Annotated in this window: 14 protein-coding genes; 11 read left to right on the top strand and 3 right to left on the bottom strand. The window is 45.5% G+C overall.

The features are described from left to right. Positions 1–34 precede the first annotated feature (34 nt). The 6 genes from R8389_RS06930 (at position 35) to R8389_RS06905 (ending at position 6,387) form a co-directional block, all read left to right on the top strand. Positions 35–655 carry a metal ABC transporter ATP-binding protein gene (locus tag R8389_RS06930; protein WP_317638263.1) on the top strand — a complete coding sequence of 207 codons (621 nt, stop codon included), beginning with the start codon at positions 35–37 and terminating at the stop codon, positions 653–655. After that, a complete protein-coding gene (locus R8389_RS06925; protein ID WP_317637300.1) occupies positions 655–1,452 on the top strand; it encodes a metal ABC transporter permease in 798 nt (265 codons plus the stop codon). The genes R8389_RS06930 and R8389_RS06925 overlap by 1 nt, the downstream gene beginning before the upstream one ends. Positions 1,453–1,621: 169 nt before the next feature. Further along, positions 1,622–2,851 carry an alpha-hydroxy-acid oxidizing protein gene (locus R8389_RS06920; RefSeq protein WP_317637299.1) on the top strand — a complete coding sequence of 410 codons (1,230 nt, stop codon included), beginning with the start codon at positions 1,622–1,624 and terminating at the stop codon, positions 2,849–2,851. A gap of 160 nt (positions 2,852–3,011) precedes the next feature. After that, a complete protein-coding gene (locus R8389_RS06915) occupies positions 3,012–4,490 on the top strand; it encodes an ABC transporter substrate-binding protein/permease (RefSeq protein WP_317637298.1) in 1,479 nt (492 codons plus the stop codon). Beyond that, complete coding sequence (locus tag R8389_RS06910; protein ID WP_317637297.1) at positions 4,483–5,229, top strand: amino acid ABC transporter ATP-binding protein; 747 nt, start codon at positions 4,483–4,485, stop codon at positions 5,227–5,229. The genes R8389_RS06915 and R8389_RS06910 overlap by 8 nt, the downstream gene beginning before the upstream one ends. A gap of 15 nt (positions 5,230–5,244) precedes the next feature. After that, positions 5,245–6,387 (top strand): ArgE/DapE family deacylase, encoded by a 1,143-nt coding sequence (locus R8389_RS06905; protein WP_317637296.1) that lies wholly within the window; start codon positions 5,245–5,247, stop codon positions 6,385–6,387. Between the two features lie 65 nt (positions 6,388–6,452). Here the strand turns inward: R8389_RS06905 and R8389_RS06900 are convergent, their stop codons facing one another. Together R8389_RS06900 and pepF are read right to left on the bottom strand one after the other, a co-directional pair. Further along, positions 6,453–6,734 (bottom strand): DUF2087 domain-containing protein, encoded by a 282-nt coding sequence (locus tag R8389_RS06900; protein ID WP_317637295.1) that lies wholly within the window; start codon positions 6,732–6,734, stop codon positions 6,453–6,455. 43 nt (positions 6,735–6,777) lie between these two features. Next, a complete protein-coding gene (gene pepF, locus R8389_RS06895; RefSeq protein WP_317637294.1) occupies positions 6,778–8,583 on the bottom strand; it encodes an oligoendopeptidase F in 1,806 nt (601 codons plus the stop codon). 186 nt (positions 8,584–8,769) lie between these two features. On the opposite strand from pepF, the gene R8389_RS06890 reads away from it, so the two are divergent. The 4 genes from R8389_RS06890 to R8389_RS06875 all read left to right on the top strand — a co-directional run bounded on the left by R8389_RS06890 (position 8,770) and on the right by R8389_RS06875 (position 12,370). Continuing rightward, complete coding sequence (locus R8389_RS06890) at positions 8,770–10,206, top strand: DHA2 family efflux MFS transporter permease subunit (RefSeq protein WP_317637293.1); 1,437 nt, start codon at positions 8,770–8,772, stop codon at positions 10,204–10,206. 10 nt (positions 10,207–10,216) lie between these two features. Continuing rightward, positions 10,217–10,624 carry a TetR/AcrR family transcriptional regulator gene (locus tag R8389_RS06885; protein ID WP_317637292.1) on the top strand — a complete coding sequence of 136 codons (408 nt, stop codon included), beginning with the start codon at positions 10,217–10,219 and terminating at the stop codon, positions 10,622–10,624. A 171-nt stretch (positions 10,625–10,795) separates the two neighbouring features. Further along, a complete protein-coding gene (locus tag R8389_RS06880; RefSeq protein ID WP_317637291.1) occupies positions 10,796–11,968 on the top strand; it encodes an LCP family protein in 1,173 nt (390 codons plus the stop codon). A 27-nt stretch (positions 11,969–11,995) separates the two neighbouring features. Then, positions 11,996–12,370: a hypothetical protein gene (locus R8389_RS06875; protein ID WP_317637290.1), complete on the top strand. Its 375-nt coding sequence runs from the start codon at positions 11,996–11,998 to the stop codon at positions 12,368–12,370. 29 nt (positions 12,371–12,399) lie between these two features. On the opposite strand, the gene R8389_RS06870 is transcribed toward R8389_RS06875, so the two are convergent. Next, positions 12,400–12,936 (bottom strand): hypothetical protein, encoded by a 537-nt coding sequence (locus tag R8389_RS06870; protein ID WP_317637289.1) that lies wholly within the window; start codon positions 12,934–12,936, stop codon positions 12,400–12,402. 147 nt (positions 12,937–13,083) lie between these two features. Between R8389_RS06870 and R8389_RS06865 the strand changes: the two genes are divergently transcribed. After that, entirely contained in the window at positions 13,084–14,631 is a 1,548-nt protein-coding gene (locus R8389_RS06865; protein WP_317637288.1) for an ABC-F family ATP-binding cassette domain-containing protein, read from the top strand. The last annotated feature ends 1 nt before the right edge of the window (position 14,632 follow it).

The raw sequence follows: 14,632 nt of genomic DNA, 5'->3' as shown, positions 1-14,632 counted from the left end.
CTTGTCTGATATTTTAAAAGTTAATAATCTTGCCATGAGGTTTGAGAAAAAGACGATTTTTACTAATCTGAATTTCAATCTCAAAAAAGGTTCAATGACTGCACTTTTGGGTCCTAATGGGGCCGGGAAAACAACCTTAATCAATATTTTAATGGGGATGTTAGTGCCAACAACCGGAACTTTTAAGTTTGCTACTGACCTGCGCTTAGGCTATGTGCCTCAGTTCCGTAATATTGATACTGAATATCCGCTGTCGATTGAAGCCTTTGTTGGTCTGAATGCACCCTTGTTGAAAACGGCTACAGTGAAGCAGACGATTAAGAAGCAACTTGCAGAGACCAACTTGGAAATGATAAAAAACACGCGCATGGGTGAGGCGTCTGGTGGGCAGAAGCAACGGGCTTATCTAGCTCAGGCCCTGCTCGACCAGCCTAATATGATTATTCTGGATGAAGCTACCGCCAGTCTTGACCCGATGGCCAAGGACGAACTGATGCAGCTGATTAGACACCTGAATGAGCAACACAAAATAACTGTTCTGTTTGTGACACACGACGTACCGCTAGCGCGCAAGTATATGACAGATTACCTCTATCTCAACCATGGCAAAATCGCACAGGGTGAAATGACACAATTCGAGGAGGCCTATGAATAATGTTTGCATTTGATTTTATGCGTAATGCCTTTTTGGCCAGTACTTTTATCGCGATTACTTGTGGTACCGTTGGAGTCTATGTAGTTGCACGTAACTTTAGTTTTTTAGCCCATACTTTGTCTGAAATTGGTTTTGCTGGTGCGGCTTTTGCGGTCTGGCTTGGTATTAGTCCACTTTGGGGGATGCTGTTGTTTACTCTTTTGGGTTCGGTTAGTGTTGGTGAACTATCCCTGCACAGCGACCAAAAAGAATCATCAATTAGTGCAATTTCAGCGCTCTTTATTGGACTGGGTGTCTTATTCTTAGCCATCTCAGGAGCCAATAGCAATTATGCCACCAATATTTTATTTGGTAGCATTATCGGGGTCGACCAGCAGGGCGTAATTCAACTGGTTGTTTTATCAGTAATTGTCTTATTGATGATACTGTTCTTACAGCGCCCGTTAAACTTTGATTCCTTTGACCATACCGGGGCCCTGGCGCATGGTGTCAAAACTGGCATGGTTAGCGTAGTCTTCTTAATTGCACTGGCTATGTCGGTTTCAATCGGCGCCCAAATTGTGGGGTCACTCCTGGTGTTCATCTTACTGACCTTACCACCAGCAACTGCTAGTTACATTGGTAAGACCGTGTCGTCGATGATTGGCTGGTCAGTTACACTGGCTTTAATAGGGGTATGGCTGGGTCTCTACCTCGGCTTTCTTACCAATCTGCCTGTTACTTTTTTTATTGCAGTAATCGAGGTTGTGATATATCTTGTTACTTACTTCACTCATCTGATTAAACATAAGTTGTAGGTAATACAACTAAATTATCGGTCACATTTATCAGTTTGTGAAAAATGGCACAGCATTAAGGCTGATATTTAAACAATCTTTTAACTTTTTCACTAATCATTGTAAGCAGTTTCATGTATAATAAGAGTATAGCTATAAAATATACTAAACAATCAAAGGAGTCTTTAAAATGACAGCATATTACAATGGTTTTCCCCAGAGTGATAAAGATGAAAAGATCGACATGATTAACCTCGATGAACTTGAGGAACGTGCCAAGGAAGTTATGCCAGAAGGTGCGTATTACTACATTGCTTCTGGTTCAGAGAATGAATGGACCTGGCGGAATAATACTACTGCTTTTAACCATTTTCAAATTGTCCCGCGGGCTTTAACTAATATGGATAATCCCCAGCTTGATACTGAATTCATGGGGATGAAGTTGAAAACGCCGGTAATGATTTCGCCAATTGCCTGCCACGGTATTGCTCACAAGGATGCCGAAGTTGCTACTCAGAAAGGTGCTGCAGCTGCTGGTGCATTATTTGCTTCTAGTACCTATGGTAACAAGAGTGTTGAAGATATTGCGGCAGCAGCACCAGATGCACCGCGCTTCTTCCAACTTTACCTCAGTAAGGATTGGAAGTTCAATCAGATGGTCTTTGATGCAATCAAGCAGGCTGGTTATAAAGGCATCTTCTTAACGGTGGATGCGCTGGTTTCAGGTTTTCGTGAGGCTAACCTGAGAACCCAGTTTGCCTTCCCAGTGCCATTAGATTTCTTTACCCGCTACCAGGGTGCTAAAGGAGAGGGTCAGACCGTTGCGGAAATGTACGCTTCATCTGCCCAGAAGATTGGTCCAGAAGATGTTCGCCGGATTAAGGAAATGTCTGGCTTACCAGTCTTTGTTAAAGGTGTAGTTTGTGCTGAAGATGCCTACCTGGCAATGGGCTGTGGCGCTGATGGGATCTACGTTACCAATCACGGTGGACGTGAAGTTGATAGTGGCCCAGCTACTATTGACATGTTGCCAGAAATCGCTCAGGCGGTTAACCACCGGGTACCGATTATCTTCGATTCAGGTGTTCGCCGCGGATCACACGTCTTCAAGGCCTTGGCTCTTGGTGCTGATATAGTTGGTGTTGGTCGACCATACCTCTATGGTCTAGCTCTAGGTGGTCCTAAGGGTGTTCAATCAGTTATTGAACAACTGAATACTGAACTCTTAATTGATATGCAGCTGACCGGCTGCAAGACGGTGGAAGATATCAAGCATGCCAAGATTGCTCACATCAACTACACCGCTGATAACTTGAAGTCTAATACAGATCCTTCAAGAATTAAGCCTTATCCTGTAACTGCCGAGAACCAGATGAAGGATGATGACTCGGATGCCGTATCAGGAGCTTCACACTCTTAAAAGTAATTAATAAAAAAATAAGAAATGCTCTGCGATTATTAGTTCAGTAGTAAATAAGCAGAGCATTTTTTCTATCTTTTTAATAATAAAGCAAAAAGAGCATTGTTATTTTATTTTTATATTATTATAATTATCGTAATACATACGCGGAGGGAAAATTATGAAAAAGTCTTGGAAATGGCTGGCCGGTATCCTAGCCCTAATGATGCTGCTTGCTTTATTGCCCCAATCATCAGAGCCGGTGCAAGCTGCACCAGCACCAAGAGACAACTACCTAAAAAAAGTTAAACAGAAGGGGGAGTTGGTCATGGGTACCAGTCCAGACTTTCCGCCTTACGAATTTGTGCAAAATATTGATGGTAAGTCCAAAGTTGTGGGCATGGACGTTGAGATTGGCCGCAAGATTGCTCGCGACCTTGGAGTCAAGCTGATTGTCCGCACAATGGATTTTGACTCCCTGCTCGTGGCTTTAGAAACCGGCAAGATTGACATGGTCATTTCGGGTATGTCGGCTACGCCTAAGCGCGCCAAGAGTGTGGCCTTTAGTGAGGCATACTACAAGAGCGGTCAAGATTTGTTAATTCGGACCACCGACAAAGACAAGTACCATGACTATCGGTCTTTTGTTGGGCAAGCGATCGGTGCGCAGACCGGCAGTTTGCAAGCTACTTTAATTAAAGAACAGGCTAAGAAGACTAAACTGAAGACGATGGACAAGGATAGTGATCTGATTCTCGGACTTAAGACGAATAAGTTTGATGCGGTGGCAGTAGATACGGCCACTGCCAGTGCCTTTGTCAAGAATACGGACGGCATCACGGCGATTCGCTCCGGTTTCAAGGTTGACTCCAACGGATCAGCGATTGCCTTTCACAAGGGGGCGCAGAGTCTGGTTAAGGCAGCCAACAAGTCGATTGCTGAAATTAAACAGCAAAATTTAATCAACAAGCAATACTTACCACAGGCGGGCAAATATTTGGCCGACAGCAAGTCTAAGACGTCCAACTCCATGTGGGCCTATAAAGACTTCTTCATTGCTGGAGTGGGCTACACCCTCTTTATTTCGGCCATTGCGGTTTTCTTTGGCTTCTTGTTAGGCGCCTTATTGGCACTGATGCGGCTCAGTCATAATCACTTGATTCATGCTGTCGCAACGGCCTACATTGAATTTGTTCGAGGCACACCACTCATGGTGCAACTGCTCTTTATTTACTTTGGCTTGGGTCTGCTAGTTAACATTCCGGCGTTACTCTCGGGAATTATTGCAGTAGCGCTCAATTCCGCGGCTTATGTGGCTGAAGTCATTCGGTCGGGGATTAATTCAATTGCGAAGGGGCAGACTGAAGCGGCGCGTTCACTTGGCCTATCGCGAAAAAAGACCATGCGTTACGTCATTATGCCGCAGGCTATGAAAAATATTTGGCCAGCTTTAGGCAATGAGTTTGTTTCACTAATCAAGGAAAGTTCAATTGTCTCGGTCATCGGAGTCACGGATCTAATTTATCAATCACGAGTTGTCCAGGCTGATACTTACCGCGGGGTAATGCCACTGGTAATTACGATGGTGCTCTACTTTATTATTACATTTAGCTTATCTACTCTGATGAAACACTTTGAAAGGAAAATGGACCATGACTAAGAAGGCAGTTATAGAAGTTGAACACCTGACCAAGACCTTTGGTAAGAATGATGTTCTAAAAGATATTAGTGCAACCGTGAATGAAGGTCAGGTCATTTGCCTGGTGGGACCATCAGGAGCTGGTAAGAGTACTTTTTTACGGTGTTTAAACATGTTGGACCAGCCTTCGGCGGGGCATGTTTTATTTGAAGGCACCGATTTAACCGCTTTGAGCGAAGACCAACTCGACCAACTACGCGAAAAAATGGGGATGGTTTTTCAGCAGTTCAACTTATTCCCGCATATGAACATCATCGAAAATATTAAATTGGCACCCCTGAAGGTGAAGAATAGCAGTGATGACGAGGCAACAGCTAAGGGGAAAAGGCTGCTAGCGCAAGTGGGTCTGAGTGATAAGGCGCAGGAGTTTCCTGCTAGTTTGTCTGGTGGCCAACAGCAACGGGTAGCAATTGCCCGGGCACTTGCGATGAATCCGGAAGTGATGCTCTTTGATGAACCCACTAGTGCGCTTGACCCCGAAATGGTTGGCGAAGTTCTTAAGGTAATGCAGGATTTGGCCCACAAGGGGATGACGATGGTGGTCGTTACACATGAGATGGGCTTTGCCAAAAGTGTGGCCGATGAGGTCTGGTTCATGGCGGATGGTTATATTCAGGAGCAGGCGAGCCCGCGGGACTTTTTTGAGCGGCCCCAGACTGAACGGGCACAAGACTTTTTGGCTAAGATATTGGAAGCATAGAAAAGAGGCAGGACAGTGGAACAAGAGCGTGCGGTAAAAATACTGGCTGACTTAATCAGGATTGAGTCGACTAATGACCATGAAAGTCTGGTGGCCGACTACCTGAGCGACTTATTTAAAGGGTATCCCGTCAAGCTAGAACGGGTAACCTATGCCCCAGGGCGCGACAACTTGGTTGTCACAATGGGTGAACAAGGACCCTTGTTGGGTTTTTCGGGCCATGAAGACGTAGTTGCGGCAGGTGATTTAGCTAGTTGGCGGACACCACCCTTTAGCCCTACCATCAAAGATGGCCAACTCTTTGGCCGCGGGACTAGTGACATGAAGTCAGGTCTGGCCGCGATGGTAGTTGGGATGCTGGACCTCTTGGATAGCAAGCAGCCTTTGCCGGGGCGGCTTCGCCTGTTAGCCTCAGTTGGTGAAGAAACGGGTGAGTATGGCGCAGCTCAACTGGTCAAGGAAGGCTATGCCAGTGATTTAGACGGTCTGGTAATTGGTGAGCCATCGCATTTCAATATTCGCGTGACCCATAAAGGTGTGATTGATTACTATGTAACTTCTAAGGGAGTCTGTGTTCACTCCTCAACTCCAGATAAGGGTCAGAATGCCATTATGCCACTTATGGATTTTGCGTTGAGTGCCCAGGAACTGATGGACAGTCATAAGAAACAGGATCCCGTTCTAGGCTCCTTGACTCATGTAATCAGCCAGATTCACGGCGGTGACCAGATTAATTCGGTGCCAGCCAGTGCGTGGTTATCGGGCAACGTCCGAACAACGCCGGTCTATGACAACGAGCAGATCTATACTGAACTGGCAGAACTGATTGCTGACCTTAATAATCAAGGAGCTCAGCTAGCAATTCGCTATAGTTTTCCAGAGGTGCCGCTCCCTGACCAGTCAGCCACTAAGTTGGCCCGGCTTGCCCAAGAAGTAGTTCGCCAGGATGTGGGGCGGCTATGTGAACTTACTGCCGGCAATGGTGCAACTGATGCTTCTGAATATGTTCAAGCAGGTGCCTTTCCCATTATTATTCTGGGTCCTGCTGCAGGGACAACGGATCATGAACCCAATGAATTCGTAGCTATTGCTGATTATCTGGCTGGCTGCACGCTTTACCAGAAGTTAGCACTGCGCTTCTGGCAGGAATATGCTTAAACATCAAAAAACTAAAAAAGGGAGTATACCGGTTAACATGGTATATTCCCTTTTTTGCTTTGAAATCAGCTGTTGGTAGAAGCCATATTTAGCCAATACTGGCTGCCGTCAGCAGTTCTACTTAAGAAATGATATTCAATTAGGTCACGTCGTCTGGTTACGTAATCTTCAATTAATGGCATTAAAATGGCGTTAACTTCCTGTTCTGAATACTTCGTGTTCGGTTCAAATTTAGAGGCCAAATAAGCCAAGACCAGTAGCCGCTTCTTGGCCTTGCCGGGCCAAGCCTTCACTCTACCGTTAGAGTCTAAATAGCGCTCTAGTAGTTGGTTAGTGCAAGGGTTCAATAGTGTTTGCCTTTCTTAGTAGCTAATTTGTTGGGCTTTTTTGTTACTTGAAGTTATTTTGAACAATCTCCTTAAATTCCGCCAAGCGCTTGGTAAAGGTGGTGAAAGCCTCCTCCAAGTAAGCTGGTTGGGTCATATCGACGCCGGCCGTCTTCATAATTTCAGTGGGATAGTCACTAGAACCAGACTTGAGGAAGTTGATGTAGGCTGCCTTCTGGTTGGCCGTTCCGTGCACCACATTGTTGGCTAGGGCGGTGGCCGCTGCAAAGCCAGTGGCATACTGGTAAACGTAAAAGTTATAGTAGAAGTGCGGCACGCGGGCCCACTCCTTAGCAATGGCACTGCCAGGTTCAACAGTAGAACCGTAGTAGCGCTGATTCAAGTCACCATAGAGGTTATCAAGTTGGTCGGTTGTCAGTGGTTCACCCTGTGCGTCCAGTTCATGGATGGCCTGCTCGAACTCGGCAAACTGGGCCTGTCTAAACAGAGTGCCCTTGAAGGAATCAAGGTAATAGTTAAGGATAAAGGCCCGAGTCTTGGGGTCGGTAATGTGGTCGAGGAAGTATTCCGTCAAAATGTTTTCATTCGTGGTTGAGGCGATTTCAGCTACGAAGATGGGATAGTCACCGTAGACGTAAGGCTGACTTTCCCGGGTATACATGCTATGGACGGAGTGGCCGGTCTCGTGGACTAGGGTATAGAGTGAGTCCACGTTATCTTCCCAGTTGAGTAGCTCGTAGGCGTCAGTGTCGTAAGAACCGCCAGAGTATGCACCGGTTGCCTTACCCTGTGATTCTACCACGTCAAGCACGCGGTTATTGAATAAGTAGTCGACGTGCTTTAGGTAGTCGGTACCAAGCGGTTGCAGTGCTTTTTTGGCTTCTGTTTTAGCCTGGTCAAAGGTGTAGGAGAGAGCGGGCTTGCCCGTCAGTGGCACATACATGTCCCACATCTGTAATTGCTCCACACCGAGAATTTGCTTGCGCAATTCCACATATTCGTGGAGTAAGTTGAGGTGCTGATCCACTTCCTTGATGAGCGTGTCATAGACAACTGTTGGCACGTTGTTTTCGTGCAAAGCTGCAGCTCGAGCTGAGTCATAGTCATGGACCCGGGCGTTGTAATTGTGGGCCTTAACGGCTCCAGCCAGGGTTGAAGCCAGGGAGTTTTTGAATTGGTCATAAGTAGCATACATTGAATCAAAAGCATCTTGGCGCACTTGCCGTTGTTGCGATTGAACCAGTAGGGAGTAGAGCCCATCAGATAGCTGCACCATCTCGCCGTCGTCATTTTGCACGTAACCGTATTCCATATCCGAGTTGGTTAGTACGTTATAAGTATTCTCGGCTGACGACATGGCTTCGCCTGCATCAGCGATCAGTTTTTCTTCCTGAGCTGATAACGTGTGCGGGCGCTGGCGCATGATTTGCTCTAGTAAGTGGTCATAATTTTCCAGGCGTGGTTCGTCCTGTTTGAATTGTGCCAGTTCTGCTGGGGTGAGGCTTAGGATGGCTGGATTCATGAAGGCGGTAGCCGCCTCTAGTTGGCTTGCGATCGTTTGGGCGCGGGCTACATAACCCAAGTAGTGGGCATTACTGGTGTCAACGTCACTGGACATGGAGGCATAGACGTAGACCTGCTCTAGTTGCCGACTGACGGCTAGAATCTGACTTAAGCCCTCATATAAGTTACGTCCTGAGGCGGTGAAGTCAGCCTTCAAGTCAGTCAACTGCTGTATGGCCTGCTTAAGGCGGTGATATTCATCCTCCCAGTCCTGGTCGGCTTTGAAGACCCGGGTAAGGTCCCATTTAAGTTCATCTGGAACTTCGCTTCTTTTAGGTATGCTCATTAGTTTAATTCCTTCTTTGCAACTATTATTACTTAATGATTATACGCCATTTTACTGCACTTACTTTGACTAATTCATTTTATTAATAAGTTACCCAACAGTTTGGGTTATATTGCTGGTTGTTTGGCAAAATTTAAGAGGTCATACTATTTTTTATATTAATTTAAGAAATAGGGGTAAACTATTGTGACTAAAAAAATGAATTGGCTATTTGGGACACTCTTAGGCGGTGCGGTTTTGACCTCGCTGCTGCAAACGTCGTTAACAACGGCATTGCCTAAGATAATGACAGCAATGAACTTAACTGCGACCAAGGCGCAGTGGCTAACCAGTGCGTTCAGTTTGACGATGGGGATAATGATTCCGGCAACAGCTTATATTATTAAGCGTTACTCGATTAGAAAAATTTTTTTGACAACGATGCTATTGTTTACGGTGGGAGCACTTATTGACGCGCTTACGCAAAGTTTTGCTGTATTACTGGTTGGTAGAGTTTTACAGGCATTGGGCAGCGGCACTATTTTGTCTTTAACCCAAGTGGTTGTGTTGACACGTTACCCGCAGGAGCGACAGGGAAGAGTCATGGGGATTTTTGGTTTGGCAGCTGGAGCAGCCCCAGTGATTTCACCCACACTAACGGGCTTACTGGTTGACCATTGGGGGTGGCGGAGTATTTTTTTGTTTACAGTGGTAATTGCGCTGGCAATTATTATGCTGGCACTAATCACTGTTAAGTCTGAAAAAGATGACGTGAAAATAAAATTTGATTATTGGTCTTTTATTTGGTGTAGTTCAGGAATGAGTGGTATTTTACTCAGTTTAGGAAACCTGACAAGTAAGAACTTGCTGCTTATTGTGGTTCCACTTTTATTAGGAGTGCTATGCAATTTCTTCTTCATTAGACGACAACTAAGACTACCAGAGCCTTTTTTAAATATTCGAGTTTTGAAAAATCGCAATACAGCGTTAGCAACGATTATTAGTATTACTATGTATGCGGTAATGATGGGTGGGTCAACCCTCTACCCCATTTTAATTCAAACTGTTATGAAAAAATCAGCGGTTGTTTCAGGTCTAGCAATGTTGCCAGGCTCGGTTGCCATGACTTTGGTTAGTCCGCTAGCTGGTAAACTTTTTGATCAGTATGGAATTAGCAAACTTGTTACTGGGGGCAGTTTGCTAATGTTTATTAGCTGCTTAGGAGTTTCCTTTATCAATTCGCCCCAAATGCTCTGGCTGTTAATTATTCTTTATATTTTGCGACTAATTGCAGTTGGTTGTATTATGATGACAGTAGTTACGTGGGGAATGCAGAAGCTAGACCCGGATGATGTAGCCCACGGTACAGCCTTATTAACATCGCTGCGAACGGTGAGCGGCGCAGTTGGAGCAGTGATTTTTACTGAGATTATGTCTATGGTATCGCATATGGCTGCACAGCATACTAGTGCAAATTATCCTGGGATGCAAGCTGCCTTTTTGGCTATCACGTTTGTAGCATTAATTCAATTAATAATTGCGCTAGTTTTCTTTAGAAAAGGCAAAATGAATGAAAAACAAAAATCGGAAAGAATCAAGAATAAAAATTCAGTTGGCAGTCCTAAAATTGCTGCACGATCATGATGTAGAGTCATTGAAAGTAATCGATATCTGCAGGGAAGCCGGGATAAACCGCTCGTCCTTTTATGATAATTATTCTGATGTATATGATTTGGCGGCTAACTTAAAGGAATACTTGATTGATGAATTTATTCAAAAGCAGACAGATTCGCAAAATCAACCATACTTGGTCTTGCTGCAGCAAATCAAACAAAATCCGGCACCCTACAAAATTTTTTTCAAGTTTAAGCTTCAGAATCAGATTGCGCGTGAAGCTATTCCTGATGAAGAGGCCAGTGCTAGATACAGTGAAATATTTTTCAGGACAGGCCTGGCTAACGTAATTTCCACATGGCTGAATGAAGATTGTGGTGCTAGCTGTGAAGAAATTGCCAAAATAATCGAATACTATAATACAGCGCGGGTAACAGCGCTAAGTTAGCAAAAGAGAGGAATTGCAAGTCTATGCAATTCCTCTCTTTGTTTAAACTGGTGAGCTTCATTTTAAAGCTATTTTTGATAAGATATTATTAATTCTCTTAGCTGATATTTTAATTCGGACTTAAAAGTGATACAAATATACAAGGACAAAATGGAAGGAATTAACTGTGGAATGAATTCTAATTCAAAACGCAGAGAAGACTACCGTCAAGCACGTCGTTCTCTCAATCTTCATCGTAATCATGCCTGGGCCGCTCCCGCCGCAGCACTGACGGGCAACCCCATTAGTCGAATTTGCGGGATTGTAGCCGTGATGTGTGTGTGCTTTGGTCTTGCCTGGGCCGCCCACTTGTACTTTGCCTTGCATAGTGCAATCGACGGTGAGAACGGTAATTCGGCTACCTCAGTCCGGATTGCCAACAAGCAACCAATTTCAATGCTAATCCTTGGAGTTGACCAGGGAATCGAGGGTCGCCACGACCGGGGGAACTCGGATACTTTAATCTTGGCTACAGCTAACCCGGGCAAGAACAAAGCAACAATGACGTCCATTCCGCGGGATACCTTAGCTAATATTTTAGGCGATCCGGGCGACAGGTACAACATGTTTCGGGTTAATTCTGCCTATGGGGTCGGTGGTAGCAAGGCTTCAATGAAAACCGTCTCAGCATTACTGGGCGTGCCCATTTACTACTATGTTGAAGTTAACATGAAGGCACTCAAGAGTCTGGTTGATGCCGTAGGCGGGGTTACGGTTAAGGTGCCCTTTGACTTCACTTATGACTGGTGCGACTTTCACAAGGGTAAGCAGCGTCTAAATGGACGTCATGCTGTTGCCTATGTACGGATGCGCCATGATGATCCGCACGGTGACTATGGGCGGCAGATGAGGCAGCGTCAAGTGATTGAAGCGGTTGTGCACAAGGCCATTTCAGTTGACTCGATTGCTAATTACCGTAATCTGGTCAAAATTTTTACCAAGTATGTTAAGACGAATTTGACCTTCAATGATATGTTGGCTCTGGCCTTGAACTACCGGGGCTGCTCGGACAATATTGCCAGTGGTTATATTCAGGGTCATGATGCCTGGATTAACGGTTCTTCAATTCAGGTCGCTTCTACCGCGGCCTTGCAAAAAGCTTCTGATCATATTCGCACGAACCTGGACCTGGACCAGAAGACCCTCGACAATGACGAGACCCGGCTCAATAAGTTAAATGAACAAAATAACAACATTAAGTGGAAGGATCCCAACGCCTTCACTAACTACCAAATATACCGGTCAGCTGTTTCCAGTGAAGCGGACAACAATCAGAACACAAGTGACAATTCATACGGGCAATAAGTCAGAAAGCTTGAGGAGGTTTGCAAAATGAACAAACAGCGTTTGTTTCCGGTGATTTACGGGTTGATTTCGGCCCTGATTGCTTTTATCGCCGCCTTTTTCATCTGTTTGCGGACCTTCCATTGGGCTCTTCCCATTGCAGTTTTAGCCGCCAGCCTCTTTGCTGTTTTCTTCTTCGGTCTTTCCTGGTTTCGGGGACATGCTTCAGTGGAAATCAAGCGCATTGCCCGCGAACTTCGCCTGACTGATGAAGAACTAGCCCAGATTACAGGGATGAAGAGCAGTGACTTTCCCATCTACCATGACAAGTTGCAGTTGATCTTGCCCAAGCGCTATTGGCCTAAGGTACTGGACGCTTTGCAGAAGTATGAGCGAGAGCACAAGCAAAAAGATTTTAATTAAAAAGAAGTTCTATTAGAACTTCTTTTTTACTAATATTCAAAGTGAGGATAGTGGCGTTGTTGAAATTTTTGGGCCAGTTTGGCTGTTTTATAGGCGTGCTTGGTTTGCCAGATACCCGCCCCTACTGCAGTCGATAGCACCTGATGGCCTTTAAGTCGAGCAACATTATAAAAAACACCAGCACCAGCGCCGTGGTCAAAGCCCTCGATGCTCAACCATTTGCGGCCGTGGGCCTTAGGCTGGCCCGCAATTACAATCCAATTGACATAGTCTTGGTCAAATTGTGGGTCGAGCGGAGCCGTTTTTTTCGAGTGCAGCGTCTGAACTAGCTTTTGACCCTGTTCATCAAACGATATTTGCGTCTTTTTAGTGAATTTAAGCTTGTTGACCTTTTTAGTGGTAGTGTCATAAGAGTACCAAGTACCACGCATTTTCTTGGGAAAGACTGTGGCAGTCTTAGTTGTTTGGGCTTGGACGGCTCGGGGTAGGCTGAGCGCAGCGCTACTAGCGCCTCCCACTGTGACCAGTGCGGCAAGCGTGATTAAAATTTTCTTTATTTTCTTCATTTTTGCCTCCTAAACATTTAAAGTTTACTGATGCCTAAATTATATCTTGAAATGTCTCTCTGCACAATTGTTTTTGTTTAGAGAACGAGCCAAAAACGTCACTTTATTATATACTAGAGCAAGTTGTTTTTTTGAAGAGGATAGATAATGAGTTTATTGACGGTTAAAAATTTGGGCCAGAGCTTTGTGGACAAGACGCTCTATGAAGATGCCAGTTTTGTCCTCAACAAGGAAGACCACATGGGGGTCACCGGGCAAAATGGGGTCGGCAAATCAACTTTAATTAAAATCTTGACGGGTGAGATGCTGGCCGATGAAGGTCAGGTTAAGTGGCAGAACCATGTAACTGTTGGTTACCTTGACCAGTATGCCAAACTCATGCCGGGAGTGTCCATTCGGGCTTTTTTGCGGACAGCCTTTGAACCACTCTACCAGAAAGAACAAGAATTAGGCGAACTTTATGCGCAGTACGCTGACCAGGGAGACAGTGACTTGCTCGAGCAGGCGGGCAAGTTACAGACTTACTTGGAAGAGAATAATTTTTATGGCATTGACACCGAAATTGAACGCGTGGCTTCAGGCTTGGGTTTGGCCGAATTGGGCTATGATCACGACGTTGCCGAGCTATCAGGTGGGCAACGTTCCAAGATTATTCTGGCCAAACTGCTACTCCAGAGTCCAGAGGTTTTGCTCCTAGATGAACCAACTAACTATTTGGATGTCGGTCATATTGAGTGGTTAGTCGACTATCTGAACGATTTTACCGGTGCCTTTATTGTGGTCAGCCACGACTATGACTTTTTGGGCAGGATTACTAACTGCGTGATTGATGTCGACCTCGGAACAATTACGCGCTACACTGGGTCACTCAAACAGGCCATGCGGCAGAAGTCTGCTAATCGTGAAACCTACCAGAAGGCCTTTAGCAACCAGCAGCGGAAGATTGCCAAGACTGAAGCGTATATTCGGAAGAACAAGGCTGGTACTCGGTCAAAGAGTGCCAAGTCGCGTGAACGGCAACTGTCCAAGCTGGAAGTGCTCAGTCCGCCTAAGGGCAATCGGCGGCCGCGCTTTGAATTCCCTTATGTGGAGACCGCGAGCAACTTACTGTTGCAGACCCAGGACCTGGTCATCGGTTATGATCAGGCCTTAGTTAAGGAAGCCTTCAATTTTTCAGTTGGCGGTAGTGAAAAGGTGGCAATTACGGGTTTTAATGGGATCGGTAAGACGACCTTACTCAAGACCTTGCTAGGCCAGCTAGAGCCGATTTTTGGTACGTTTGAGCTGTCAACTACTGCTAAGGTTGCCTACTTTAAGCAGGACTTAAGTTGGCCCAACAAAAATATGACACCGCTGCAGTATTTGCAAGAAAAGTTTGAGCGGGAAAAGCCCAGAGAGTTGCGCGGAGCCTTAGCCCGGCTTGGAGTGACGGGTCAACAGGCGATGAGTCCACTCAAAAAGTTATCAGGGGGCGAACAGGAAAAGGTTAAACTGGCCAAAATGCAGTTTGAACCGGCTAATCTCTTACTTTTGGATGAGCCGACCAACCACTTGGACCGCGATGCTAAAGACTCCCTAAGACAAGCAATTGTTAACTTTCCAGGTGGTGTAATTATTGTCAGCCACGAGCGTGACTTCTTCCAGGGTGACTGGATTGACAAAACGATTGATATTGAAACGATGAACAAGGTGTGAG

Origin of the sequence: Lactobacillus xylocopicola, assembly GCF_033096005.1 — a bacterium.
GTDB lineage: Bacteria > Bacillota > Bacilli > Lactobacillales > Lactobacillaceae > Lactobacillus > Lactobacillus xylocopicola.
Note: the sequence above shows the minus strand (reverse complement) of the source record. Positions and strands in the feature narration are given on the sequence as shown.

Excerpts from the sequence above, each read along its gene's own strand:
- R8389_RS06930 (WP_317638263.1), top strand. The coding sequence starts at position 35 with ATGAGGTTTGAGAAAAAGACGATTTTTACTAATCTGAATTTCAATCTC.
- R8389_RS06925 (WP_317637300.1), top strand. The coding sequence starts at position 655 with ATGTTTGCATTTGATTTTATGCGTAATGCCTTTTTGGCCAGTACTTTT.
- R8389_RS06920 (WP_317637299.1), top strand. The coding sequence starts at position 1,622 with ATGACAGCATATTACAATGGTTTTCCCCAGAGTGATAAAGATGAAAAG.
- R8389_RS06915 (WP_317637298.1), top strand. The coding sequence starts at position 3,012 with ATGAAAAAGTCTTGGAAATGGCTGGCCGGTATCCTAGCCCTAATGATG.
- R8389_RS06910 (WP_317637297.1), top strand. The coding sequence starts at position 4,483 with ATGACTAAGAAGGCAGTTATAGAAGTTGAACACCTGACCAAGACCTTT.
- pepF (WP_317637294.1), bottom strand. The coding sequence starts at position 8,583 with ATGAGCATACCTAAAAGAAGCGAAGTTCCAGATGAACTTAAATGGGAC.
- R8389_RS06880 (WP_317637291.1), top strand. The coding sequence starts at position 10,796 with ATGAATTCTAATTCAAAACGCAGAGAAGACTACCGTCAAGCACGTCGT.
- R8389_RS06875 (WP_317637290.1), top strand. The coding sequence starts at position 11,996 with ATGAACAAACAGCGTTTGTTTCCGGTGATTTACGGGTTGATTTCGGCC.
- R8389_RS06870 (WP_317637289.1), bottom strand. The coding sequence starts at position 12,936 with ATGAAGAAAATAAAGAAAATTTTAATCACGCTTGCCGCACTGGTCACA.
- R8389_RS06865 (WP_317637288.1), top strand. The coding sequence starts at position 13,084 with ATGAGTTTATTGACGGTTAAAAATTTGGGCCAGAGCTTTGTGGACAAG.